Genomic DNA, 23,119 nt, shown 5'->3' on the forward strand with positions numbered 1-23,119 from the left:
GACTCGACTGACTGTCTCAGTGCTCGACGAACTCCACGAGGACGCCGCCAGTCGACGTCGGGTGACAGAACGCGACGTCGTGGCCCCACGCGCCCTCTCGCGGTGTCTCGTCGATGAGGTCGACGCCCGCGCCGCGGGCGGCCTCCAACGCGGCCGCGATGTCCTCGGTCGCGAGGGCAACGTGGTGGAGACCGGGCCCGTTCCGGTCGAGGTAGCGGGGAATCGCTCCCTCGGCGTCCGGGAGTGGTTCGAGGAGTTCGAAGTAGCCGTTGCCGAGGTCCAGAAACGTCACTCGTAGCCCGTCGAACTCCTCCTCGTGGGCGACCGGTGCGTCGAAGACGGTCTCGTACAGCGCCGCCAGCGTATCGGTGTCGTCGGTGGCGACACCGGCGTGGTCGAACTGCATGTTCGGTCCCTCGCCCGGCCGACGTATAAGTCTCTGTCCCGCTGTCACTCCTCTCGCAACCGTTCGAGCCGTCGCTCGTACTCCTCGTCGCTCAGGTCACCGCGAGCGTACGCTCTCCGGAGTTCCGCGACGGCCGCGTCACGGCCGCCGTCACCGCCGGTGACCGCCCGATAGACGAGATAGCCCAGGCCGACGATGGCCGCGAGGAAGAGCAGTTGGAACAGGAGACCGACGAGCCACATCCATCCCGATGTGGTCCCACCCCACATCCCGCCACCGCCCCACATCCCGCCGCCCATCATCCCGAACCCCATCATGCCAAATCCCATCGCGAGTGCCGGGAGGACGAGCAGTGCACCGAGGACGAGCAACACGAGGACGACGAGTCGGCTATCTCGTTCGGTCGCGGTCACGGTCGGACACCGCCAGCGTGTCGATTCGGAGACATACCTAGAAGTACACGCTCCACGTTCAATGCGGTTCCTGTTACGATACTGAACAGAACGCCGTGGAAAACCTTCGATTCGAAAGCCGCCTACATCGAGGACCCGGGCTGGTACTCGCCGAAGACGTCCCGCAGCACGTCACAGATTTCGCCGGTCGTGGCGTAGGCTTTCACCGCGTCGACGATGTAGGGCATGAGATTCTCGTCGCCAGTGGCGGCCTCCGCGAGAGCCTGTAGCGCGTCTTCGACCGCCTCGTCGTCTCGCTCCTCGCGGACGGCGGCGACGGTCTCCTGCTGGGCCGCCTCGACGACCTCGTCGACCTCCTCGATGTCCTGTTCGCCCTCCTCCTCGACCTCGTACTCGTTGACCCCGACGATGATGCGCTCGCCGGCCTCCTGTTCGCGCTGTCGTTCGAAGGCCACGTCCTGAATCTGGCGCTGGACCCACTGGTTCTCGATGGCCCGGCGCATCCCGCCGCGTTCGTCCACGTCCTCGATGATGCTTCGGGCCTCCTGTTCTAACTCGTCGGTCAGCGACTCGACGTAGTAGCTCCCGGCGAGGGGGTCGATGGTGTCGGCCGCGCCGGACTCGTGGGCGAGAATCTGCTGGGTCCGCAGGGCGGTCCGCACGGACTCCTCGGTCGGCAGGCCGATAGCCTCGTCTTTCCCGTTGGTGTGGAGGCTCTGCGTGCCGCCCAGCACCGCCGCGAGCGCCTGATAGGCGACCCGGACGACGTTGTTCTCTATCTGCTGGGCGGTCAGCGTCGACCCGGCGGTCTGCGTGTGGAACTTGAGTTGCTTCGACTTGGGGTTCTCGCTGTCGAAGCGCTCGTCCATGATCTTCGCCCAGAGGCGACGGGCGGCGCGGAACTTCGCCACCTCCTCCAAGATGTTGTTGTAGGATGCGAAGAAGAAGGACAGTTGCGGGGCGAACTCGTCGACGTCCAGTCCGGCCTCGATGGCCGCCTCGACGTACTCGATACCGTCGCCCAGCGTGAACGCGACCTCCTGTGCGGCGGTCGAGCCGGCCTCGCGGATGTGATAGCCCGAGATGGAGATGGTGTTGAAGTTGGGCACCTCCGCCGCACAGAACTCGAAGATGTCGGTGATGAGCCGCATCGACGGCTCGGGCGGGTAGATGAACGTGTTCCGGGCGATGTACTCCTTGAGGACGTCGTTCTGGATGGTTCCCCGTAGCTCCTCGCGGTCGACGCCCTGCTTGTCGCCGACGGCGATGTACATCGCCAGCAGCACCGAGGCAGGCGCGTTGATGGTCATCGATGTGGACACCTCGTCCAGCGGAATGCCCTCGAACACCGTCTCCATGTCCGAAAGCGAGTCGATGGCGACGCCGGTCTTCCCCACCTCGCCGGCCGCCATCGCGGCGTCGGAGTCGTACCCCATCTGGGTCGGCAGGTCGAACGCCATCGAGAGGCCGGTCTGTCCCTCGTCTAGTAGGTAGTTGAACCGCTCGTTGGTCTCCTCGGCGGTCCCCATACCGGCGTACTGCCGCATCGTCCAGAGACGGCCTCGGTAGCCCGTCGAGTAGACTCCGCGGGTGTACGGCTCCCGACCCGGGAAGCCCAGATCCGCCTCGTAGTCGAGGTCGGCGACGTCTGCGGGCGTGTACAGGCGGTCTACCTCGTGCCCCTCGGTGTCCGTCGTGAACGTCTCCTTGCGCTCGCCGAACCGGTCGACGGTCGGCTGGACGGCTTCGGCTTCCCACTCGGCTTTCGCCTCGCGGATTTCGTCCAGCTCGTCGGGGTCGAACATGGGGGTATCGTGGACCGGGCCCGGCTTAAGCGTTCGCGAATCCTTCCTGATTGTTCACGAGTTTACCGTGTCCCGGGATTTATCTCTCTGCTCCCCACACTCGGAAGCATGGCAATCGAACCCGGAGACGAGGTCTCCATCGAGTACGTCGGCCGCTTCGAGGACGGGAGCGTCTTCGACACCTCGCGGCTCGACGTCGCGCAGGCGGAGGGCCTGCTGGACGCACAGGACGCCGACCCACGGGACTACGCACCGCTCGCCTTCACCGTCGGTGCCGGCGACATCATCGAGGGACTCGACGAGGCCCTCGTCGGCATGGAAGAAGGCGAGGAAGCGACGATTACGGTTCCGACCGAGAAGGCCTACGGCGAGGCCGACGACGCGAAGGTTCGGGAATACGACCCGGAGACTTTCGAGGCGATGGTCGGCAAGGCTCCGGAAGTTGGTCTCCACGTCGAGGCGGAGAACGGCCTCCACGGGGACGTGACGGCGGTGCGAGACGACGCCGTCGCCGTGGACTTCAACCACGAACTCGCCGGCAGGACGCTGGTATTCGACGTCGAAGTCGTCGACGTCAGGTAGCTCAGCGCCCCGTATCGTACTTGTACGTCGCCTCGTCGGGGTCGATACCGAAGTCCTCGGGGGAGTCTTCCGGTTCGGACTCGACCGGTTCGTGGACCGAGGCGTTCTTGAACTGCTCACGCAACCGCTCGGGCATCCGGAACCGCTCTCTCTGGAGGCGCAGCGGCACGGCATCCGGCTGGATGTTCTCCCGTTTCGTCTCCAGTCGCTCCCGTAAGCGGTCGGGCAACTGCTCGGGTTCGATGCGTTCGAAACCGAACTGGGCGAGGTAGCTGTCGGCGCTCGTCAGCGAGTACACCACGTCGAACCCCTCGTCGCTGGCGTACTCGACCAGTCGCTCGATGATGTGTGCACCGACGCCCTGATTGCGCCACTCCGGCAGGACGCCGATGCTCGTCAACTCACAGACGGGGTCTCCGTCCTCGGGCTTGTGGATACGGATGCGGCCGAACCCGGCCTTCTGGTGGTCGTGCTCGTCGATAGCGAGCACGTAGTCGCGGGAGCGGAAGGCTGTGTCGTCCAGCCCCATCTCTTCGATGCGGTCCAGCAACCAGACTTCTTCGCGGTTTTTCGCATCCCGGACGTACATACGTAGCGGTTCGCCGTCCGCGGTAAAAAGGGTTTGCAGCGTCTGCGTTCCGGGAGGCCGTGTCTGTCCGGGACACCGCCACGCAACTACTTAGTGCGTTGTCATCGAATCACATACCATGGCTCCGGAGTCACTCGAAGAACTGGACCACGTCGTCCACGAGCCGTCACGCGAGTTCGTCGAATCAACCAACGTCTGGCAGTTCATGCAGACGTACGATATCGACGACTACGACGCACTCATAGAGCGGACGTCCACGGACGTCGAGGGCGTCGACGAATCCGGCGTCGACTGGTTCTGGGACGAACTGGTCGACTATCTGGGCATCGAGTTCTTCGAGGACTACGACGCGGTACGCGACGATTCCGACGGGCCGCAGTTCACCGACTGGTACCCCGGCGGCGAACTCAACGCCGCCCACAACGTCGTCGACCGGCACGCCGCCCGCGACAACGGCGCTCGGAATCACGTCGCACTCATCTGGGAGGGGGAACCGGGCGACGTCCGCCAGATCACGTACCACGACCTCCACCAGCAGAGCAACCGCGTGGCGAACTATCTCGAATCGATGGACGTCGGGACGGGCGACACCGTCGGTCTCTACATGCCGATGGTTCCCGAGGTGGCGAGCATCCTCTACGGGTGTCTGAAGGTCGGCGCCATCGCGGTCCCCATCTTCTCGGGGTTCGGCGTCGACGCGACGGCCACGCGCATCGCCGACGCGGAGTGTTCGGTGCTGTTCACCGGCGACGGCTTCTACCGCCGCGGGTCGAAGGTCCATCTCAAAGACACCGCCGACGAGGCCGTCCGGGAGGCCGCAGACCTGACCGAGAGTGGTGACACGCCGGTCGAACACGTCGTCGTCTACGACCGCATCGGCACCGCTGAGGACCCGACGGACAGCATGACGTGGACCCGGCGCGACGAGTGGTGGGACGAGGCTATCGAGACGGCGGCCGACGGCTACGAGACGAAGTCGCTCCCGAGCGACGCGGAGTCGATGTTGCTGTACTCCTCGGGGACGACGGGCGAACCGAAGGGCATCGTCCACACGCACGCGGGAGCGCTGTTGCAGGCGACCAAGGAGATCTACTTCGGCTTCGACCACAAGCCCGGCGACCGCTTCTTCTGGGTCAGCGACATCGGGTGGATGATGGGGCCGTGGACGCTGCTTGGCAACCACGCGCTGGGCGGCACCGTCTTCATGTACGAGGGCGCGCCTGACCACCCCGACCCCGACCGCTTCTGGGCGATGATAGACCGCCACGACCTCACCGTCTTCGGCGTCTCGCCGACGGCGATTCGCGCGCTTCGCAAGAAAGGTGACGAGTGGCTGGCGGGCCACGACCTCTCCTCGCTCCGACTGCTGGGGTCGACGGGCGAACCGTGGGACCCGGTGAGTTGGCAGTGGTTCTACGACGAAGTGGGCGGCGGCGAGTGCCCCATCATCAACATCTCCGGCGGCACCGAGATAATGGGCTGTTTCCTGATGCCGATGCCCATCCAGCCACTCAAGCCCTGTACGCTCGGCGGCCCCGGCCTCGGTATGGACGTCGACATCGTCGACGAGAGCGGCGAGTCCATCGCCGACACCCACGAACGCGGGTTCCTCGTCGCTCGGGACTCCTGTCCCTCCATGACGAAGTCGCTCTGGAGCGGCGACGGGCGCTATCTGGAGGAGTACTGGTCGACCTGGGACGACCGCTGGGACCACGGCGACTGGGCACAGAAAGACGAAGACGGCCTCTGGTTCCTTCACGGCCGGGCCGACGACGCGCTGAACGTCGCCGGGCGGAAGGTCGGCCCCGCGGAGGTAGAGGGAGCGGCGATGGAACACCCGGCGGTGAATCAGGCCGCCGCGGTCGGCGCGCCCGACGACACCACCGGGACGGCCGTCGTCCTCTACGTCGTCCTCGAAGCGGGCCACGACCCCACCGACTCGCTCCGCGAAGCCATCCAGTCGACGGTGGGCGACGAACTCGGCAAGCCGTTCCGCCCGCGGGAGGTGCTGTTCGTCGACGCCTTCCCGAAGACGCAGAGCGGGAAGATACTCAGGCGAGCTATCGGCGCCGTCTATCGGGACGAGGAGTTGGGGGACATGTCCAGCATCGAAAACCCGGAGGCGCTGGACGCCGTCGCCGACGCCCGCTGAGACGGGTCAGTCGGCCGGCCGGTCCGCCGTCGGTACGTCGAGCGCGAGCAGTCGCGGCACCGACACTATCGCGAGGCCCAGTTCCGCGCCGCCGGCGACGAGGAAGGCGGCGAGATAGCCGAACTCGCCGGCGACGAACCCACCGACGAGGATGCCGGCGAGGAAGCCGACGCTCCCGAAGGCGTTGAACCCGGCCATCGCCGTCCCGCGGCCGCTCTCGCCGGCGAGGTCGGTCACGAGCGCCATCGTCGCCGGCGCCATCAGCGCCCCGATGACGCCGACGACCACCATGCCGATGCCGGCCGTCAGGACGCTGGGGGCGAGGCCGACGGCGACGACGGCGAGGCCATAGAGCGACGACCCGGCGACGATGGGGACGGTCCGCCCGATGCTGTCCGAGAGGACGCCGAAAGGGTACTGGAGCAGCGCGAACGGCGCGAAAAAGAGTGCGAGCATCAGCCCCGTCTCGCCGGGGGTCAGCGAGAACGTCTGTCGGAAGTACAGCGTCCCGACGAGGGCGAAGAAGCCGGCGGTAAGGCGGTCGATGAAGCCGAAGGCGTAGGGGATTCCCAGTGCCGGCGTCTCACGGAGGCGGGCAGTCACGGCGGCGAGTCGGCCGTCGGTGTTCGAGGGCGCGCGGTCGGTCACCGTCGCGGCGAGGCCGGCGACGGCGAACAGCAGACCGCCCGCGACGTACAGCGGGAGCGTGGGAGAGAAGCCGTACAGTTGCCCGCCCAGCGGCGCGCCGAGGGCCGTCCCGGCGCCGATGGCGATGCCCGCCGCACCCATGTTCTTGCCGTGTCCGCCTGCGAGGTCCATCAGCATCGTCATCGCCAGCGAGAACGCGGCGATGGTCATCGCGCCCTGCAGCGCCCGTAGTACGATGATGCCTTCGAAGGATATGCGAATCTGCGTCGGGAGCCACGCCAGCGCGACGTAGAACACTGCGCCGCCTAGGGCACCGACCACGATGAACGGCACCCGCCGCCCGGTGGCGTCGCTCACCACGCCCCAGACGCCGGCGAAGGCGACGAAGGCGGCGAACTCGGCGGCCAAGAACCACATGCTGGCATCGAGGTCCGTCGTGGCCCCCAGCGCTCGCACGAGGGTGTCGACGCCGGGATACAACAACACCTGTGCGAGCAGGACGGCGAAGACCACCCCGGCGAGGGCCACCCGCTCTCGGTGTACGCTCACACCGGCCGGTAGGACTGACGGACGAAAATACGTGTCGAACAGGCGACTCCGCACTCGCTCGGCGGCAGGAGACCGCGAACCGCCACACTCGGCACTCCGGCGACCAGCGGCGTCACGACGGCGATAGCGAGGAGCGGTCCATCCCGAGCGCGCCGCTTGAGGCCGCCGAGAGCGCCGTGAACCGGTCGAGGACCCCTTTCCGGGTGAGGAACGTGGCTCGCAGCCACCCGAGAGCACGGTGCTGTGACTGCGGTCCATACGCCACGGGTGCCCCGAGCAACTGTACCCGCTTGGTCGGGTCGCCCGGCCGCAGGTTCAAGTGTGTCTGGCCCGCCCTCTCAGCCGATGCCGACCGATATCACGACGCGGGTCGTCCGGACGATACGGGACGTGACTGGAGACGACGACTGGTGTTCGCGAGCCCAGGTCGACTCGCTCATGGGGGCGACCACCATCGACAAACGGGAGGTCGACCGGGCACTGAAGCGTGCCGTCGCCGAGGGGCGACTGGAGCAAGACGGAGACCAGTACCGGCCGACGGACGAGGCGTAGCTACCGCTCGCCGAGCGCCGTCCGAATCGCACGCGCCTCGGAGCGGACGGCCTGCCACTGCTCGACCGATCCGGGCACGTCGTCGGCGTCGTCGCCGCGAACACGCGAAGCCTGCTCGGCGATGCGTTGCTGGACCGACCCGGGGTCGTTCATTGCGCGAAGCGTGAGTTCGGCGCCCTCGCTCCCGGCCGTGTCCACGGTGACGGTGCCGTGGCCAAAGACGGTGCCGAGGACGCCCTGTTCGTAGGCCGTGTTCTGGACTTTCCGGAGCGACAGTTCCGTCACCGTCACGGAGAGGACGCCAGTGCGGTGGTACAGCGCTCGCTCGGTCAGCAGGTAGTGGGTGGTCCGCCGCCAGAGCCAGACGGCAGCCGTCGGGACGGCGAGCGCGACTACCGCCAGCGGCACCGTCACGGCGAGCGAGACTGCGAGCGAGACGCCGACAGCCGAGAGCGCCGCCCAGACGACGGCGGCGACGACGGCGGCGCTGACGAGTCCCGTCGCGACCCCCTGCAGGACGACGCGGCGCCGTGGCTGACCCTGCCAGACTACGGTCTCGTCGTCCGCCAGCGACACCCAGTCGACGGCGTTCATCGGTGCGGGTCGTCCGCGCTGGCGTCTCCGCCCGGGGTCGTCCCGGCGTCGAGCGACCGGCGTATCGCGCGCAACTCGACCAGAATCTCGTCGAGTACGTCGGCCTTCGACTCGCCGTCGGCCGCGTCCGCCGTCTCGCCTTGGGCCCGCTTGACTCGGCGAGAGAGCTGTTTCTGCACCGCTTGTGGGTCCTCGACGCCCTGCAGCGTCATCTCGACACCGGACCCGCCGGCGGTGCTTATCATCACGTCGCCGTAACCGAAGTACCGGCCGATAGCGCCCACGGAGAAGGAGGTGTTTTGCACCTTCTCGAACTCGATCTCCGTGACGGCACGGCTGAAGATGCCCGTCTTCTTGTAGACGCCTTTCGTCGTGATGAGGTAGTCGGTGTTCTGCTGGCGCAGGTACGCCGAGGCGATGACTACGATCCCCAGACCAAAGAGGAGTATCATCGGGACACCGAAGAGGTACGCACCGTAGAGCGATTCGCTGGAGGGCTGGCCCGACCAGACGACGTCTTCGTCGTCGTCCAGCGTAAGCCAATCGTAGTCGACACTCATGCGTTCGGGTCCACGCACCTGCCTGAAAAGTCTATCCGATAGTCTCGGGACCCGAAGCAGGCGACTACGCTCGCCCCCCGACGACAGCCCGCGGCTACTGTCGAACCGGGTTCCGTCGCTGCCGAATGGGCCTTCTGCTGGGACGGGTCCTCACTCGGCGCTGTGTGGCGGGACGAACCCGCAGTTGTCACAGCCCGTGTGTTTCGTCGTTACGTAGCTCATCTCCTCGCCACACTGCGGGCATTTGTACTGACTTGCGGCCATCACCGACCACTACAATTCGACAGCATCTAAATCTTTATACGACGATTGTCGTTACCCGTGAGACACGCCGCACGTCGCGCCACCGAGGACGAAAGTCGCGTCCCGGTGCGGTGACGACCGGCACGCCGCCCGTCTGACACCGGCCCCGTCGTCGCAGTCTCGTCGTTCGCCATGGGACATCAAGCGCAGTCATCGGCGCGTGTCGGTGGTGGCGACCGCCGTCGACGCGGTGTTACCGACGACGGCGACGCACATCGACTGTCGTCGAAGTGTAATTGAATCGAAGCGTGTCCCCCGCGCGCTGGCTACCGCGGTCGCTGGCGGAGTCCGGTGCGCTGAAAAGGTGAGAGACGGGTGACCAGGGTGTATTCGAGTGGCCGACCTTACATGTAGCCGAGGTCGCGCAGGCGCTCCATCAGGTCCTCTTTGTCCTGGGCGCGGCCGGCGCGTTCGGTCGTGTTCTCCATGTCCTGCAGCCAGGCGGGCTCCTCGGCGGACTTATCCGTCGAGACCTCGCTACCGAGCGAGCGGAACCCGGCGAAGTACTTCGGCGACACCGGGACGTCCTCTTTCTCGATGCCCTCGGGCAGGTCGTCCTGCCCCTGCGGGACGTAGCCCTCTTCGGGGTAGCCCTCGACGGTGTCCGGCACGACGAAGTTCCAGAAGGCCTCCCAGACGTCGGCCTCGGCGAACTGGAGGATGGACTGGATACGGTCGTGGGGCGGGTAGATGTCGGGGTCGTGTCGCGGCGAGAAGAACGTCTCGTCGGCACGGGACTCCTGTTCGTCCCAGCGGATACCCGAGAGGATGCCGTCGACGTCGTGCTCCTCGATGGTGTCGTTGAGCGCGACCGTCTTCAGCAGGTGGTTGCCGACGTAGGTGTCGAGCAGGAACGGGAACGTGTCCTCCTCGTACTCGAGGATGTTGCGGATGTGGTGCTGGTTGTGGTCCGAGAGCGCGTCGACCGGGATGTCGTCGCCGGGTTCGAGGCCGTTCTCGTCGACGTACTCGCCGACGTCCTCGTTACGTGCCCAGATGACGTCGAGATCCCACTCGTCGGCCCAGTACTCGACGAACTCGATGAGTTCGTCGAAGTGCTGGTAGTGGTCGATGAAGACGACGGGCGGGACTTCGAGGTCGAATCGCTCGGCGACTTCCTTGACGAAGTACAGCGTGAGCGTCGAGTCCTTCCCGCCGGTCCACATGACGACCGGGTTCTCGTACTCTTCGAGGCCGGTCTTCGTGACCTCGATTGCCTTCTCGATCTTGTGGTTGATCGTCGGGTACTCCTCGGGCGATTCACCCTCGCCGTCGGTGTAATCGACGTCGAGGTAGTCGGGGAACTCGGCTGTCTCGGACATCGTGTAATGAGATATAATTAGGCGTTGTAAGTACTTTTTGGATAGTTGTGCGGGGTGTGGACGGTTACCACATCCCCTCACTCCCGAGACGCCTCCACCTTTTTTCACGCTTCCGCGCGTGCATTCACTCACGAATGTCGTCTCGCTACGCGAGGATGTGGGCCGTCTGCCGGCGGTGGCTCGCACTCTACGTCCCCGTCGCCGCCCTGTTGCTCGGCGTGAGTACCGCTGTCGGGTTCCTCCTCGGCAGTGCGGTGCCGATAGAGTCGCTTCCGACTGCGCCAGAGGGCGGGTCGAATCCGTTTTTCCCCGACGAACTGACCACCTACTCCATCGCTCTCAACAACCTGATCGCGATGTTCGTCATACTGCTCGGTGCGGTGTCGCTTGGCATCGTTACCGTGGTCGGTCTGGTTTTGAACGGTCTCATCATCGGCGCTGTCGTCGGCATCGCCCTCCAGCAGGTCGAACCCATCGTCGTCGCCGCACTCATCCTTCCGCACGGCGTCATCGAGATACCGGCGCTCCTCATCGTCGCGGCCGTCGGTCTCCGGTTCGCTCGGCTCACCGTCCGGTATCTCCGGGGCCTCGAAGACGAACTGGTGACGGAACGAGACGTGCGCGAAGCCGGGTGGCTGGTCGCCGTCGCGGCGGTCCTGATTCTGGTCGCTGCGTACGTCGAGGCGACGATAACGCTCGAAATCGCCGAGCAAGTGGCTGGTCGGGACCTCGCGAGCGTCTGAGAACGGCCGGAGAATTAGCTGATGAACTCGTTGTCGCGCCAGTTGACCCCGTCTTCCTCGTCCTCGTCGGTCGGGTCTTCCACGACGTTGATGGAGGCGGGATGCTCTTCGCCGTCGACGATGCGGATGGCTTCTAGTTCCTCGTCTACCGCGGCGATGGCGGTCAGCGTCCCCTTTTCGGCGACTTTCGCGACCTCACAGAGGACTTCAAACATCGCGTACTGGAGCGCAGTGTTCTGCAGGACCGTCTCGCGGTCGCCCTTGAAACAGGCGTACTCGACGAGTTCCGACTCTATCTCTTCTTCTTCCTCTTCGAGTGTGCCCCACTGTGGGCCGCCACCGGTCGAACCGGTGCTGGCGGCGCCGGGCGGCCCCATCTCGTCCGGGTCCTCCTCGTAGACCCGGTTCTCTGTCACGCTGGCTTTGAGCTGGGCCGTCGGTGTGTACTTGCTCATGGTGTCGTCTTTCGCGACGGCACTCACGATGAGCGTGTTGTTCCGACGGGTGATCTCTACGTCAGCGATTTCAGGTGGAAGGTTGGGATCCTCGAAGAAGTCGTAGGCGTCTTCCAGTGGCAGTTCGAGCGTCGAATGAAGTCTGTATACGCGGCTGGTCATGGTTGGGAGCGTGTGTCAATCGTCGACGGCCGTCCGCTGACGCTGGTGTCACTTCTATGTAGGACCCACGTGCTTATATGACCTGCCCTTCATTCTGGGTGTGGCAGACGTATGTGTGCGTGTGAATGCCGCTCGTGGGGATTGGTAGCACATTAGAACAGTCGGGACGACGAACGGCCAGCACTCAGTCGTCGGCCGCTGCGGTGTCGCCGGTCGCGTCGGCTTCGATGCTGGGCGGATACTTTCCCCGATCCAGTCGGAGGTCGGAGGCCGGTCGTGCCATGCAGGTCAGGGCGTAGTCCCCCCGCTCCTGCTCAGTGAGGCCACGCGCGGCCGGTTGTGTCACCTCGCCCTCGACGATTTTGGCAGAACACGCGAGACACATCCCGACGCGACAGGAGTACTCCTGTGCGATCCCCTCCTCGATACAGCGTGAGAGGATGGTCTCCTTCTCGGAGACGGTAATCTCCTCGCCCGTCCCCACGAACTCCACGGTGTACTCGGTCATACTCCGGCTTTTCGGGCGTCCGTCAAAACTCTTTATCCCCACCACGGCGACAGTCGGAACGATTTTCTCTCTCCGGTTAGGACGAGGGTGCATGACCACTCATCAGTACGACGTAGCCGTCGTCGGGGCGGGGACGTCGGGCTGTTACGCCGCCGCGACAGTCGCTGACGCGGGCTACGACGTCGTCGTCGTCGAACGGAAGGACGCAGAGGAAGCGGGGCACATCGCCTGCGGGGACGCTCTGAAAGGGGCGAGTGACTTCCCCGAGGCCATCCCGAAGTCCCAACTCGAACCCGCCTTCACGAACACGGACGTCGACCACGGGCGCTTCGAGATCCCACAGGAGGACACGGTGCTGGAGATTCCGGTGCCCGGCGAACTCGCCGTCATCGACCGCTGGGAGTACGGTCGCTGTCTCATCGAGGGAGCCGACGAGGCGGGCGCGGAGTTCCACTACGACACCGTCGTGCAGGACGTCCTGCAGGACGACACCGGCGAGGTGACCGGTTTCGAGGCCATCCGAAAGGGCGACCCGGTCACCTACGAGGCTGACATCGTCATCGACGGAGCGGGGGCGCTTTCGCTCCTGCAGGACAAGGCGGACTTCGAGGACGCCACGTTCGATACGAACGTCCGCTACTCGCAGTTCTGCTCGGCCTATCGCGAGGTGGTCGAAGTCGAGGACCCGGTCGTGTGGGACGACGCGCTGGTGTTCAAACCGACCGACCGTGCGGCGGGTTACCTCTGGTACTTCCCGCGTACGGACACCGAGATAAACGTCGGTCTCGGCTTCCAGATGAACGAGGAACCGATGGAACTCGTCGACGACCTGAAGGCCGACCTCGAGAACCGAGCGGAGTTCGAGGGCGCGAAAGTCAAGGACAAACTCGGTGCCGCGCTTCCGACCCGCAGGCCCTACGACTCGGCGGTCGCACCGGGCTACATGGCCGTCGGCGACGCCGCCGCGCACGTCAATCCCACGACCGGCGGCGGCATCGCCGGGGCGGCCTACGCCGGGCAGTACGCCGCAGAGCAGGCCATCGAGGCTATCGAGGACGACCGCACCGACGACGAGTCGGTTCTCTGGGAGTACAACGTCAACGTGATGGACCACTTCGGAGCGCGGTACGCCGCACTCGACGTGTACAACATCTTCGTGACGGCACAGGAGGTCGACGACCTGATGGGGCTACTGGCGTCCCTGCCCGCGACCAACCTCGCCGAGGCGCTGTACTCCGGGTCGACGAACGTCGGCCTCGGCCTGAAACTGAAGACGGCTATCGAGAGCTTCGGCCACTGGGGGCTGATCTACGACCTCTACCGGACGAAGAGCCTCGCGGACCGCCTGCTGTCTCACTACGAGGACTACCCCGACGATCCCAGCGGGTTCGCGGCGTGGAAACGCGAACGCGACGCCATCATGGACGACATCTACGAGACCACCGGCGCAGAGCCGAAGTACTGAGTCCGTTCTCTTCGCCTCGCTTTCCGACGCACAGAGCCGGTCACCAACAGTGGCCGACAGCACCCGCGAGGACCTCCACACCGATGGCCAGTGACCGCTCGTCCACGTCGAAGGTCGGCGTGTGGTGGCCGCCGGGGTGGTCGGTGCCGATGCCGACGTAACTGGCGAGACCCCCGTGCTCCTGAACGCGGTTCATGAGGTACGTGGCGTCCTCGCTCCCGCCGAGGTCGTCACGCTGGAGAATCGAGTCGACACCCGCGACGCCGGCGGCCACGTCGGCCACGACGTCGGCCAGTTCGTCGTCGCTCTCGGCGCTGGGCGCCTCCGCAGTGGTCGTGATACGCGACTCGCAGTCGTGCATCGCGGCGGCGTTTTCGACGACGGTGTCGGCTCTGTCGCTCATGTACTCTTTCAGGTGCGTGGTCTCACCCCTGACTTCGCCCTCGATGCGAGCGCTCTCGGGGACGATGTTCGTCGCGGTGCCGCCCTCGACGACGCCGGTGTTGACCCGCGTCGCCCCGTCCTCGTGCCGGCGGATGGCGTGGAGGTTCTGGACCGCCGTCGCGAGGGCCTGCACCGCATCTCGGCCCGACCCCGGACTCGCGCCGGCGTGGGCCGACTCCCCAGTGAACGTCACCTCGAACTGTCGGACCGCGAGGAACCCGTCGACGCCGGCGACGACTTCGCCGGTCGGGTGGTCGAGGCCCACGTGGACGGCCAGCAGTCGGTCCACGTCGTCCAGTACCCCGCTCTCGGCGACGGCCTTCCCGCCGCCGATGACCTCCTCTGCCGGCTGGAAGAGGACGTGGAACGTCCCCTCGAACTCGCTCTCGGCGACGGCTTCGAGGACGCCGACGCCGAAGGCGGCGTGGGCGTCGTGCCCGCACGCATGCATGTACCCCTCGTTGGTCGAGCGGAAGCCGCTGTCCGCCGGCACGTGGGTCGTCTCGTCGGACTCGGTGATGGGGAGGCCGTCGATGTCGACCCGTAGCGCGACGGTCGGTCCGTCGCCGCGGTCGAGCGTGGCGAGTGCCCCTGTGAACCCGCCCGCCGTCCGTTCGAGGACGTCCTCGCGGGCGCCCGCCTCGCGGGCACGCTCGTGCCACTCGGCGATTTCGGCGTCGTCGGGGACGGCCATGCGGGCGTCGCCGTCGAGCATCTCCGGGCCGAGTCGCAGGTCGTCGACGCCGATGCGCTCCAGCTCGTCGACGATGCGACTGGTGGTGTAGAACTCGCGCCACGCCGGCTCGGGGTGTCGATGGAGGTCACGCCGCAGCGCGACGAGTCGCTCGTGTCTGTCGTCGTCCATGGGGACCAAAGGCCCCGGAGGGACTTATGACCCGCTCCCGAGTTGGGTGCGTTGCTCCACGCCGACGTCGACGTGGACCCCGTCGGGAAACGCCTCTTCGGTCACCGACCGGGCGAACGTCTCGTACCCGACGATCTCGATAGTCCGAGTGTAGACAGTGTAGTTCCACGGGTCAAAGCGGCCGCCGTCGGGCCCCAGCGTCTTCGACTGTGGGACCCGGAGTTCGTCCGGTGACTTCGGGTGTGGCCCCTTCAGTTCGACGCCTTTCCGTTCGGCGCGTTCCTTGATGTCCGCCACGACGTCGTCGAGACGGTGGCGGTCCCCACTCGTGAGCGTTAGGGTCGTGACGAAGGGCATCTCTGGCCTGACTCTCACCGGCGAGGTGTAAAAGGCCCTCCGTTTCACGCGCCGGGTCTTCGGCGGAAACGTAGCCCAAGTTACACTACCGGGCGGCGGCTAAACCGTTTTCTCCCGGACGCTCCGAGCTGAAAACTGGTGTTTCGGCTTCGCAGCCGGTGGCGGTCGCGCCTCCGATATTCTCTTAAGTACTGACGATGTAAATTCGTGCAATGATAGAGGCCACGAGCGCGGGAGCCATCCTCTTTCGCGATACGCGTGGCCGGCGGGAGTACCTCCTGCTCAAGAGCCGTCCCGGTGATTGGGAATTCCCCAAGGGCGGCGTCGAGGGCGACGAGGAACTCCAGCAGACCGCCATACGCGAAGTGAAAGAGGAGGCCGGAATCGGCGATTTCCGGCTCTTGGACGGTTTCCGCAAAGATTACGACTACGTGTTCGAGGCGAACGGCAACACCATCCACAAGACGGTCCACCTGTTCGTCGCACGGTCGTTCGAAGCATCGGCAGAGCTATCGACCGAACATCGGGACCTGCAGTGGCGCGACTACGAGCAGGCCGTAAACACCGTCACGCAGGACGGCCCGCGCGAGATACTTGAAGACGCACACGAGTTCCTCGACGAGAAGTTCGAGGACGAAGAGAACGAAGAGTAAAACGTCGACGGCGGCGCGTTAACCCGGTAGCGCTACCGGGGCGGTCGTGAGCAGGAGTGCCGCCTGTGTGCTGCTTCCCACACCCAGCACGAAGCTTCCGAGGACCGCCGCGATGATGATGAGTAGCGGAATTACCAGCAGGAGCGAAAGCGCAATTTTCGCCCCTGTCTCGCCGCCGAGTTCGACGGCGGCGATACCGATGATACCGACGAGGATGACGGCCCACGCTTCCCACGCGCCCTGTTCACTCGCGGTTCCGTTGTTCGTCTTGATGTAGAAGTAAATCGGAATCAGGAGTCCGATGGGGAACGTCAAGATCCCGACGATGAAGGCTGCAACCCACTGTATCGTCGTGTACTGGTCGAACGTACCGCCCACCACTGCTGGGTCGACAGAGAGCCCCAACGAAGAGTGCCTGTTTTGGGCACGGGTCACCAACGGCCGGCCGCCCACACAGACCGCCGTATTCGGCGGGTAGCTACTACGCCTTCCTGCGATGGTTTATCGTGGCCGTGGTTTTATATATCATGTTGGAATACCGCCTAATGGACTATGATATTTGGATTCGGCGAGTCTGAATTCAAGAAATCGACGGTAGCAATTTTCGTCGTCTTGCTCATCGTTGGGTTCGTACCGATCATCGGCCTCGTTCGCATCGTCCCGCTGTTCAAGGAGGTTCTCCTCGGGGCCGCCGTCGTTGCGGTATTCACCAACATCGAGGACACCAAAACGGCGATCAAGTTCGCACTCGTGACCGGCATGATCGCCGCCGTCGCGTTCAACGTCATCTACATTCCGGGGTCGTTCGTCCTCGGTGGCATCCTCGGTGCGAGCAGCGGGACCGGCGATGCTGCCGGCGGGATGGCGATGCTTGCGGGCCTCGGTGCCCTCTCGAACCTCATCGGCCTCATCTTCATGTCGCCGATCGGTTACACTATCGGTGGGGCACTCGGCGGCGTCTTGAACCAGTGAGGTGACAGGTTGGGGTGTGGGTCCGGTGGCACGCGTCGTGTCGTTCTTGCTCCCGTTCGACTGCATCTTTTAGTCCCGCGCGTCCAACGTGCGGTGTGCCTGAAGTCGCCTCCGAGTTCGCCTTCGAACTGTGTGTCTGTCAGTGGGCCGAACGCGAGTGGACACCACGGCGAGCGGACTCGGCCGTCGTCGTCGCCCGCCAACTCGGGACGAAGTACCGCCGCTGGGACACGGTGGTCCTCGAATGCGACCCCGATGGCCTCCGCAGGCGGGCGGCGTTCGGCCCCGACGCCTTCGATTCGGACCTCCTGTACGTCCTCGAACACGCGCCAGCGGAGTGGACGTTCTACCGCGACGCCCTGCCCGACCCCGGCTATCCGTGGCGGTACGTCCGCGACGCGATCCACACGGCCGCCGACCGCGACGCTATCGAGACGCGCAAGCGGGGCAACCGCATCGAGATTCGTCGCCGGTACGCGTACCCCGACTGGGTGCGCCGGGTCGTCGCCATCGAGAACAAACCGGACTTAACTGCGAGCGCGGCCCGTGACCTCGCGGGACAGATAGAGCGTGACGTGGCGCTGGGACTGGCCGACGAGGTGTGGGTAGCGACGGCCGAGACGGACGAGCGCGTCGAACCGATACTGCTCGCGGACCTCCCCGCCGCAGCCGGCGTGCTGACCGTCGATCCGACGACGGGGACCGCAGAGACGGTGTGGGAGCCACGGACCCTCGACACGGACGCACCGGGCACCAGAATCATCGAGCGGCCGACCGACGACGCCAGCGCCGCCCGTTTCGAGTACGTCGACCCCCAGTGGAAAGCAGAGAAGCGAAGAGCGATAGCCGAACGAGCCTACGAACGGGGCTGGCGGGCCTACGCGTCGACGATGCGGCCGGACTGTCGGCACTTCGAACTGCGGGCCGACGAGACGGGTCTCGTGCCGTCCTGTGCGGCGAAAGCCCGCGTTCCGACCCAGAGCGAGTGCTGTGGCTCGTGTCCCGAGTACGAACCGGAACCGCCCGCGTGGCGAGCGAAGGGGTGGCCCATCGACGGCGGCCCCGGGAAGGGTATCAAGCGATTGTTGGACCGCCGTCGTCGCCGGACGCGGCCCGGCTTACCGGAGGAGTAGCTACGCGTCGGTGACCTCGACGTCGACGTCGTCGCGGTCGATAGCCAATCGGAAGGTGGGTACCGTCTTCTGGACCGTCTCGACGAGGCCCTTGTCTGTGAGTCCGCGGAGCGCCGAGCGAACGTCGTCCACCTCGGGGTCCTCGCCGGCCTCGCGGAGCGCGTGCAGTACCGAGACGACGCTCTGGCTCTCCTCGTCGGGGCCGGCGATGACGTCGACGATGGCCTGCTGTAACGGCGTGACCCGCATCGTCTGGACGCGGTCGGAGCCTTCGCCGTCTATCAACTCCGTCGCCTCCGGCGTCGCACAGATGAGGCTGTCCTCGTTACGGTAGTAGTACTCCTTCAGTTCGGATTCGAGGTACTGGTGGACCTCACTGCCGCTGTCCATGCCCCACAGGTCCTGTAGTTCGCCGTTCTTCGTCGGCTGGTTGGCGACGATGTCGGCGAGTCGCTCGCGGGCCGCCTCCGAGAGGGTCATTGTCCGAGTGTAGCGCCACGGTGGTTACAAGCGTTCTGGAGTCGCGCGGCCACGGCCGGCGAGGGATATTTGGACGCTCGGCCCCTTAGGGCCGTAGATGGTGCGTTCTCGTTTCCTCGTCGCCGTACTGGTCGTCCTCGTCGTCATCGGACCACTGGCGACTGTCGGGCCGGCCGCCGGCGCCGACGCCCGCCTGACCCTCACCGACACGACGGTCACGCCGGCGACGCCGACCGCTGGAGCACCGATAACTGCCGAGACGACCGTTCGGCTCTCCGGCGGTAGCAACACGTCGCTCGCACTGGACAGCGTTCGCGTCGTCCGCTCGCCGGACATCGGCGAGGACGTGACACTCGGGAACGCGACGGACCTCGGGCGCCTCTCGCCCGGCGAGACGCTCACCGTCCCGGTGACGTTCACCGTGAACCGGCCCCGGTCGTACGACCTGCGACTCGTGGCCGTCGGGTCGGACGCGGACGGCGACACGGTGCGTGCGACCCGGCCGCTGACCGTCGGCGTCGAACGCGGCCAGCCACAGGTCGAACTCCGGACCGACGGCCTCGTCGCCCGCGCCGACACGCCCGTGACCGCCGTCGTCTCGAACCCGACGACGGCACCGCTCCGCGGCATCGAACTCCGGGTGACCGACCCGGCGACGGGCGAGCGGACCCGCCGAGCGATTCCGACGCTGGCCGCCGGGGCATCACAGACGGTGAACCTCTCGGTCAGGGCCCCCGAACCGGGCGAACGTCCCCTCGAAGTGACGACGACGTTCGTCACGCCCAACGGCGTCGAGAGTTCCTCGACGTTCTCGAAGACAGTGACCGTCGCGCCGCTGTCCACCGACGTCGGCGTCCGCGCACAGCGTGCACAGGGGGACGACACACAGCAAGTCCCCGGTGGCCTGCCCGGCATCCTCGGCGGTGGCGGCGGTGACGGGGCGCTCCAGCCACAGTCCGGCGACGACTCGACGAGCGAGTCGCGGGCCGACGTGACCGTGACGAACTTCGGGAACGCAGCCGTCGAGAACGTCGTCCTCACCGGCGAGACGCCCGACGGCACCGTCCTCTCTTCGGTCGGCAGGTTCGCACTCACCGACGAACTCGCGCCGGGCGAGTCGACGACGGTGACGGTCGACCTCTCGGGCGTGCGCACCACCGACGGGGTACGGTTCGTCGCCCACTACGACGCGCCGACCGGGCGGACCGAGAGCGCCGTCGGCTACGACTACGCCGCGAAGCGCGGCGCGGCGGCCGTCACCGGCCTCGACGTCACCGTCGATGACGACGGCCGCGTACGCGTCGACGGCAACCTCGCCAACGTCGGGGACGGCGAGGTCACGAGCGCCGTCGTCGCCGTCCAGCCCACTCGGTACGTCGAACCGGCGTACCCACAGCGCAACTACTTCGTCGGCAATGTCGCCAGTAGCGAGTTCGCGCCGTTCGAACTCACCGCGCAGGCCGACACCGAGAACGCCACGTCGGTGATCGTCAGGGTCGACTACACCGTCGACGGCGAGCGAGTCAGCGACACCACCGAGGTACCGCTTCCGGCCGAGGACGGCACGAACAGGGGCAGCGATCAGCAGTCGCTCGGTATCGCGCTGGCGGTGGCTGTCGGATTGGGTATCACCGTCGCCGTGACACTGTTTGCCCGCCGCGCCCGTGACCGATGAGAGCGGTCCAGACCAGTCCGGTCGAACTCGCGCCGCCGCTCCGCCTCGTCGACGTGAGCAAGCGCTACGACAGCGGCGCCGGCGGCGAGGTAGTCGCGCTCTCACACGTCGACTTCGCCGTCGCGTACGGTGAGATGGTGGCGGTCATCGGCCCCAGTGGCAGCGGCAAGAGTACGATGCTCAACATCCTCGGCCTGCTGGACGAACCCACGAGCGGCCGCGTCGAACTCCGTGGGCAACCCACCGTCGGGTTGACCGAGAAACAGCGCACCGACGCCCGACGGGAGTCGCTGGGCTTCGTCTTTCAGGACTTCCACCTCCTGCCGACGCTGACCGCGCTGGAGAACGTCAGGCTCCCGACGGCGTTTCTGCCCGGCGACGCCACCGACCGGGCGCGGGACTTACTCGAACGGGTGGGCCTCGGCGACCGACTGGACCACACGCCCGACGAGTTATCCGGCGGCCAGAAACAGCGCGTCGCCATCGCGCGGGCGCTCGTCAACGAACCGGACGTGTTGCTGGCCGACGAACCGACGGGGAATCTGGACCGCGAGACGGGAACGAGCATCTTAGAGGAGATTCGCCGCATCACCGACGAGGAAGACGTGGGCGTCGTCGCCGTCACGCACGACGACCTCGTGACCGACTACGCCGACCGGACCGTCGAACTCGTCGACGGGGTGATTCAGGATGGCTGAGAACGGGCATCGGTTCCCGGCGCTGTCGCTGGCGACGCGGAACCTCTCACGACAGCGGCTCCGGGCGGGGTTGGCGGCGCTCGGCATCGTCATCGGTGTGTTCGCCGTCGTCACGCTCGGGCTACTTGGCAACGCCCTGAGCGTCGCCGCAACTGAGGAACTGGGGGGCCTCGGCGATCAGGTCATCGTCAGTCCGGCAGAGGGAAGCGACGCGGAGTCACTGGACGCCCGCGATCTCGCGGCCGTCCAGCGGGCCGCCGACGGCCGGGGCACCGTCGTTCCGCTGAAGACGACGGGTGGGACGGTGCGAGCGAGCGGCGGTCGAACCGTCGCGCAGGTGTACGGCACCGACAGCCCGCAGGCGCTGTTCGGGAACGGGAGCGGCGTCGTCCCGGCGTTCCACCGGCAGGGCGCTATCGTCGGCGCGGACGTCGCCGAGGACCTGTCGCTGCGGCCGGGCAGCACCATCACCGTCGAAGGGAACGAGTACCGGGTCGTCAGCGTCCTGCCGGAGGTCCAGAGCATCTCGCCGCTCCAGCCCGATTCGGCCGTCGTCCTCCCGCCGGACGAGTTCGCCACGTCGGGGTACTCGCAGGTGGTCGTCCGGGCGGACTCGGCCGCCGACGCCCGCGCGGTCGCCGACGAGGTGGACCGACGGCTAAACGCCAGACAGGAGCGTGTCAGCGTCTTCTCGCTGACGAGCGTGCTGGACCGCATCACCGAGTTCTTCGACCTGCTGAACGGCTTCCTGCTGGCCGTCGCGGGCGTTTCGCTCGTCGTCGCGGGCGTCAGCATCTTCAACGTGATGCTGATGACCGTCTCCGAGCGCCGGGGCGAGATAGGCGTCCTCCGGGCCGTGGGCATCCACCGCAAGCAGGTGTTGCGGACCCTGCTCGTCGAGGCGACGCTGCTGGGCGTCGTCGGGGGGGCCGTCGGGGCGGTGCTGGGCGTCGTGGCCGTCGTCGTCACGGCCACGCAGACGGAACTGCCGCTGTGGGCCGTCCTCCTGCCCGGGAACGCCCTCGTCCCCCTCGGGGCATTCGCCTTCGGCGTCCTCGTCGCCCTCGTCGGCGGCCTCTACCCCGCCTACCGCGCCGCGTGGGAACCGCCGGTCGAGGCGCTCCGCGGCTGACCGGGGCGTTTTTGTCGAACGGCTGTCCACTTCGGCCCGTGCAGCCGTCCGCCACTCGGTCACCTACCCCCTCACATCAGTTGGTTACCAACCGCGATGTCGCGCCCGACGACGCGTGGGTCCGCGCGGAGAACGCCACGCTCGGGGCCTGTCTCGACGCGGGCCTCGACGTCGAACTCGCGCTCGACCTCGGCCTGCTCCGCGCCCACGCGCCCGCCGTGGCGGACGCCCTCGGCGGACTGGCGTCTGTCGACGAACCGGTGTTCCAGACGGGTCGTCCAGTCGTCAGAGCGACGCCGGACGACCGGAACCGGGTGCTGAACGCGCTCGGTATCGGGCGCGGCGAGCGTCCCTCGCTCTGGCGGGTCCGGGGCATCGACCGCATCGCGGCCGTCGACGGCGGCGCGTGGCGGTACTATTCGGTTCCGAACAAGGAGACGGTTCGGGTCCTCGACGACCCCAGCCCCGACCTGAAGGCCGCGATTCGGTCGACTATCGCCGACGTGCCCTGTACCGGGTTGTTCCCGTACGGGACGCTGGCTACGTGGACCGTCGCCGACATCAGCGTCGAACTCACCGCCGAGGAACTGTGGCTCGTCCGGGCCGACGGAGAGACCCAGTGGTACCCCCACGACACGTTGCAGGGCGTCGTCGTCGACCCGGCGGCCTGCGAACTCGTCCTCACGTGGCCGACGCGGCGTGACGGCGCGTCCTCGTCGCTCGGTCGGGTTGTCGGCCGACTCCTCGACCGTCGGAAGGAGTCGCCGCCCCGATTCCTCCACCCACCCGACGACGCCGTACTGGAGGCGGCGGCGACGGCCTACGAACTCGTCGCCGACCGTCTCTGTCAGGACTTCGAGGTCCGCCGACAGGCGGGTGTCGCGGCCAGCGTGCGCAGGTGA

27 protein-coding genes are annotated in these 23,119 nt (G+C 66.5%); 12 read left to right on the forward strand and 15 right to left on the reverse strand.

All coding sequences use genetic code 11. From position 1 onward, the window contains the following. Positions 1-16 precede the first annotated feature (16 nt). The 3 genes from mce to G9465_RS08375 all read right to left on the reverse strand — a co-directional run bounded on the left by mce (position 17) and on the right by G9465_RS08375 (position 2,624). Positions 17-406 (reverse strand): methylmalonyl-CoA epimerase, encoded by a 390-nt coding sequence (gene mce, locus G9465_RS08365; protein ID WP_166968902.1) that lies wholly within the window; start codon positions 404-406, stop codon positions 17-19. Between the two features lie 44 nt (positions 407-450). Continuing rightward, on the reverse strand, positions 451-819 hold the full coding sequence (locus G9465_RS08370) for an SHOCT domain-containing protein (protein WP_227015762.1): 369 nt from the start codon (positions 817-819) through the stop codon (positions 451-453). Between the two features lie 122 nt (positions 820-941). After that, the gene (locus G9465_RS08375) at positions 942-2,624 is read right to left on the reverse strand and encodes a methylmalonyl-CoA mutase (protein WP_166968904.1); all 1,683 of its coding nucleotides are present in this window, start codon (positions 2,622-2,624) and stop codon (positions 942-944) included. Positions 2,625-2,732: 108 nt separating this feature from the next. Here G9465_RS08375 and G9465_RS08380 point away from each other — a divergent pair, with 108 nt between their 5' ends. Beyond that, positions 2,733-3,206, forward strand: a complete 474-nt coding sequence (locus G9465_RS08380; protein WP_166968906.1) for a peptidylprolyl isomerase — start codon at positions 2,733-2,735, stop codon at positions 3,204-3,206. 1 nt (position 3,207) lies between these two features. On the opposite strand, the gene G9465_RS08385 is transcribed toward G9465_RS08380, so the two are convergent. Beyond that, entirely contained in the window at positions 3,208-3,795 is a 588-nt protein-coding gene (locus G9465_RS08385; RefSeq protein ID WP_166968908.1) for a GNAT family N-acetyltransferase, read from the reverse strand. A 118-nt stretch (positions 3,796-3,913) separates the two neighbouring features. Between G9465_RS08385 and G9465_RS08390 the strand changes: the two genes are divergently transcribed. Then, positions 3,914-5,947, forward strand: coding sequence for an AMP-binding protein (locus G9465_RS08390; protein ID WP_166968910.1), 2,034 nt, complete (start codon positions 3,914-3,916; stop codon positions 5,945-5,947). A 6-nt stretch (positions 5,948-5,953) separates the two neighbouring features. Here the strand turns inward: G9465_RS08390 and G9465_RS08395 are convergent, their stop codons facing one another. Continuing rightward, positions 5,954-7,144 (reverse strand): MFS transporter, encoded by a 1,191-nt coding sequence (locus G9465_RS08395; protein ID WP_166968912.1) that lies wholly within the window; start codon positions 7,142-7,144, stop codon positions 5,954-5,956. Between the two features lie 112 nt (positions 7,145-7,256). Next, complete coding sequence (locus G9465_RS25595) at positions 7,257-7,463, reverse strand: hypothetical protein (RefSeq protein WP_166968914.1); 207 nt, start codon at positions 7,461-7,463, stop codon at positions 7,257-7,259. Between the two features lie 26 nt (positions 7,464-7,489). Here G9465_RS25595 and G9465_RS08405 point away from each other — a divergent pair, with 26 nt between their 5' ends. After that, a complete protein-coding gene (locus tag G9465_RS08405) occupies positions 7,490-7,696 on the forward strand; it encodes a hypothetical protein (RefSeq protein WP_166968916.1) in 207 nt (68 codons plus the stop codon). On the opposite strand, the gene G9465_RS08410 is transcribed toward G9465_RS08405, so the two are convergent. The 3 genes from G9465_RS08410 to G9465_RS08420 all read right to left on the reverse strand — a co-directional run bounded on the left by G9465_RS08410 (position 7,697) and on the right by G9465_RS08420 (position 10,475). Further along, positions 7,697-8,290 (reverse strand): PH domain-containing protein, encoded by a 594-nt coding sequence (locus G9465_RS08410; RefSeq protein WP_166968918.1) that lies wholly within the window; start codon positions 8,288-8,290, stop codon positions 7,697-7,699. Further along, the gene (locus G9465_RS08415; RefSeq protein WP_166968920.1) at positions 8,287-8,850 is read right to left on the reverse strand and encodes a PH domain-containing protein; all 564 of its coding nucleotides are present in this window, start codon (positions 8,848-8,850) and stop codon (positions 8,287-8,289) included. Before G9465_RS08415 ends, G9465_RS08410 begins: the two co-directional genes overlap by 4 nt. A 647-nt stretch (positions 8,851-9,497) precedes the next feature. Next, positions 9,498-10,475, reverse strand: coding sequence for a phosphoadenosine phosphosulfate reductase family protein (locus G9465_RS08420; protein WP_166968922.1), 978 nt, complete (start codon positions 10,473-10,475; stop codon positions 9,498-9,500). A 134-nt stretch (positions 10,476-10,609) separates the two neighbouring features. On the opposite strand from G9465_RS08420, the gene G9465_RS08425 reads away from it, so the two are divergent. Beyond that, on the forward strand, positions 10,610-11,218 hold the full coding sequence (locus G9465_RS08425) for a stage II sporulation protein M (RefSeq protein ID WP_166968924.1): 609 nt from the start codon (positions 10,610-10,612) through the stop codon (positions 11,216-11,218). Positions 11,219-11,232: 14 nt separating this feature from the next. On the opposite strand, the gene G9465_RS08430 is transcribed toward G9465_RS08425, so the two are convergent. Both G9465_RS08430 and G9465_RS08435 read right to left on the reverse strand, forming a co-directional pair. Beyond that, positions 11,233-11,835, reverse strand: coding sequence for a hypothetical protein (locus G9465_RS08430; RefSeq protein ID WP_166968926.1), 603 nt, complete (start codon positions 11,833-11,835; stop codon positions 11,233-11,235). Positions 11,836-12,019: 184 nt separating this feature from the next. Next, a complete protein-coding gene (locus G9465_RS08435; protein WP_166968928.1) occupies positions 12,020-12,343 on the reverse strand; it encodes a 2Fe-2S iron-sulfur cluster-binding protein in 324 nt (107 codons plus the stop codon). A gap of 91 nt (positions 12,344-12,434) precedes the next feature. On the opposite strand from G9465_RS08435, the gene G9465_RS08440 reads away from it, so the two are divergent. After that, complete coding sequence (locus tag G9465_RS08440; RefSeq protein ID WP_166968930.1) at positions 12,435-13,808, forward strand: geranylgeranyl reductase family protein; 1,374 nt, start codon at positions 12,435-12,437, stop codon at positions 13,806-13,808. A gap of 40 nt (positions 13,809-13,848) precedes the next feature. On the opposite strand, the gene G9465_RS08445 is transcribed toward G9465_RS08440, so the two are convergent. Then, a complete protein-coding gene (locus G9465_RS08445) occupies positions 13,849-15,117 on the reverse strand; it encodes an amidohydrolase (protein WP_166968932.1) in 1,269 nt (422 codons plus the stop codon). Positions 15,118-15,141: 24 nt separating this feature from the next. Then, positions 15,142-15,474: an uS10/mL48 family ribosomal protein gene (locus G9465_RS08450; RefSeq protein WP_166968934.1), complete on the reverse strand. Its 333-nt coding sequence runs from the start codon at positions 15,472-15,474 to the stop codon at positions 15,142-15,144. 212 nt (positions 15,475-15,686) lie between these two features. On the opposite strand from G9465_RS08450, the gene G9465_RS08455 reads away from it, so the two are divergent. Next, on the forward strand, positions 15,687-16,127 hold the full coding sequence (locus tag G9465_RS08455; protein WP_166968936.1) for a bis(5'-nucleosyl)-tetraphosphatase: 441 nt from the start codon (positions 15,687-15,689) through the stop codon (positions 16,125-16,127). 18 nt (positions 16,128-16,145) lie between these two features. Here the strand turns inward: G9465_RS08455 and G9465_RS08460 are convergent, their stop codons facing one another. Next, the gene (locus G9465_RS08460) at positions 16,146-16,508 is read right to left on the reverse strand and encodes a hypothetical protein (RefSeq protein WP_166968938.1); all 363 of its coding nucleotides are present in this window, start codon (positions 16,506-16,508) and stop codon (positions 16,146-16,148) included. 171 nt (positions 16,509-16,679) lie between these two features. Here G9465_RS08460 and G9465_RS08465 point away from each other — a divergent pair, with 171 nt between their 5' ends. Together G9465_RS08465 and G9465_RS08470 are read left to right on the forward strand one after the other, a co-directional pair. Continuing rightward, on the forward strand, positions 16,680-17,099 hold the full coding sequence (locus G9465_RS08465; protein WP_166968940.1) for a hypothetical protein: 420 nt from the start codon (positions 16,680-16,682) through the stop codon (positions 17,097-17,099). A gap of 95 nt (positions 17,100-17,194) precedes the next feature. Next, positions 17,195-18,232, forward strand: coding sequence for a DUF5787 family protein (locus G9465_RS08470; RefSeq protein ID WP_166968942.1), 1,038 nt, complete (start codon positions 17,195-17,197; stop codon positions 18,230-18,232). Here G9465_RS08470 and G9465_RS08475 read toward each other — a convergent pair whose 3' ends face one another. Further along, a complete protein-coding gene (locus tag G9465_RS08475; RefSeq protein WP_166968944.1) occupies positions 18,233-18,712 on the reverse strand; it encodes a DUF5797 family protein in 480 nt (159 codons plus the stop codon). It abuts the gene before it with no gap. 97 nt (positions 18,713-18,809) lie between these two features. Between G9465_RS08475 and G9465_RS08480 the strand changes: the two genes are divergently transcribed. The 4 genes from G9465_RS08480 to G9465_RS08495 are packed head-to-tail and all read left to right on the forward strand — an operon-like array spanning position 18,810 to position 23,119. Beyond that, positions 18,810-20,387: a hypothetical protein gene (locus G9465_RS08480; protein WP_166968946.1), complete on the forward strand. Its 1,578-nt coding sequence runs from the start codon at positions 18,810-18,812 to the stop codon at positions 20,385-20,387. After that, positions 20,384-21,085, forward strand: coding sequence for an ABC transporter ATP-binding protein (locus tag G9465_RS08485; RefSeq protein WP_166968948.1), 702 nt, complete (start codon positions 20,384-20,386; stop codon positions 21,083-21,085). The genes G9465_RS08480 and G9465_RS08485 overlap by 4 nt, the downstream gene beginning before the upstream one ends. Continuing rightward, positions 21,078-22,217, forward strand: coding sequence for an ABC transporter permease (locus tag G9465_RS08490; RefSeq protein ID WP_166968950.1), 1,140 nt, complete (start codon positions 21,078-21,080; stop codon positions 22,215-22,217). Before G9465_RS08485 ends, G9465_RS08490 begins: the two co-directional genes overlap by 8 nt. A gap of 38 nt (positions 22,218-22,255) precedes the next feature. Then, positions 22,256-23,119, forward strand: coding sequence for a hypothetical protein (locus tag G9465_RS08495; RefSeq protein ID WP_166968952.1), 864 nt, complete (start codon positions 22,256-22,258; stop codon positions 23,117-23,119).

The sequence above is a fragment of the Haloarcula sp. JP-L23 genome (assembly GCF_011602445.1).
GTDB classification, from domain to species: domain Archaea; phylum Halobacteriota; class Halobacteria; order Halobacteriales; family Haloarculaceae; genus Haloarcula; species Haloarcula pellucida.

Bases quoted from the DNA above. Each gene is read 5' to 3' on its own strand.
- G9465_RS08490 (WP_166968950.1), top strand. From the start codon at position 21,078: ATGGCTGAGAACGGGCATCGGTTCCCGGCGCTGTCGCTGGCGACGCGG.
- G9465_RS08385 (WP_166968908.1), bottom strand. From the start codon at position 3,795: ATGTACGTCCGGGATGCGAAAAACCGCGAAGAAGTCTGGTTGCTGGAC.
- G9465_RS08440 (WP_166968930.1), top strand. From the start codon at position 12,435: ATGACCACTCATCAGTACGACGTAGCCGTCGTCGGGGCGGGGACGTCG.
- G9465_RS08430 (WP_166968926.1), bottom strand. From the start codon at position 11,835: ATGACCAGCCGCGTATACAGACTTCATTCGACGCTCGAACTGCCACTG.
- G9465_RS08455 (WP_166968936.1), top strand. From the start codon at position 15,687: ATGATAGAGGCCACGAGCGCGGGAGCCATCCTCTTTCGCGATACGCGT.
- mce (WP_166968902.1), bottom strand. From the start codon at position 406: ATGCAGTTCGACCACGCCGGTGTCGCCACCGACGACACCGATACGCTG.
- G9465_RS08410 (WP_166968918.1), bottom strand. From the start codon at position 8,290: ATGAACGCCGTCGACTGGGTGTCGCTGGCGGACGACGAGACCGTAGTC.
- G9465_RS08420 (WP_166968922.1), bottom strand. From the start codon at position 10,475: ATGTCCGAGACAGCCGAGTTCCCCGACTACCTCGACGTCGATTACACC.
- G9465_RS08425 (WP_166968924.1), top strand. From the start codon at position 10,610: ATGTCGTCTCGCTACGCGAGGATGTGGGCCGTCTGCCGGCGGTGGCTC.
- G9465_RS08380 (WP_166968906.1), top strand. From the start codon at position 2,733: ATGGCAATCGAACCCGGAGACGAGGTCTCCATCGAGTACGTCGGCCGC.
- G9465_RS08415 (WP_166968920.1), bottom strand. From the start codon at position 8,850: ATGAGTGTCGACTACGATTGGCTTACGCTGGACGACGACGAAGACGTC.
- G9465_RS08445 (WP_166968932.1), bottom strand. From the start codon at position 15,117: ATGGACGACGACAGACACGAGCGACTCGTCGCGCTGCGGCGTGACCTC.
- G9465_RS08450 (WP_166968934.1), bottom strand. From the start codon at position 15,474: ATGCCCTTCGTCACGACCCTAACGCTCACGAGTGGGGACCGCCACCGT.
- G9465_RS08405 (WP_166968916.1), top strand. From the start codon at position 7,490: ATGCCGACCGATATCACGACGCGGGTCGTCCGGACGATACGGGACGTG.
- G9465_RS08485 (WP_166968948.1), top strand. From the start codon at position 20,384: ATGAGAGCGGTCCAGACCAGTCCGGTCGAACTCGCGCCGCCGCTCCGC.
- G9465_RS08375 (WP_166968904.1), bottom strand. From the start codon at position 2,624: ATGTTCGACCCCGACGAGCTGGACGAAATCCGCGAGGCGAAAGCCGAG.
- G9465_RS08475 (WP_166968944.1), bottom strand. From the start codon at position 18,712: ATGACCCTCTCGGAGGCGGCCCGCGAGCGACTCGCCGACATCGTCGCC.
- G9465_RS08435 (WP_166968928.1), bottom strand. From the start codon at position 12,343: ATGACCGAGTACACCGTGGAGTTCGTGGGGACGGGCGAGGAGATTACC.
- G9465_RS08390 (WP_166968910.1), top strand. From the start codon at position 3,914: ATGGCTCCGGAGTCACTCGAAGAACTGGACCACGTCGTCCACGAGCCG.
- G9465_RS08480 (WP_166968946.1), top strand. From the start codon at position 18,810: ATGGTGCGTTCTCGTTTCCTCGTCGCCGTACTGGTCGTCCTCGTCGTC.
- G9465_RS08465 (WP_166968940.1), top strand. From the start codon at position 16,680: ATGATATTTGGATTCGGCGAGTCTGAATTCAAGAAATCGACGGTAGCA.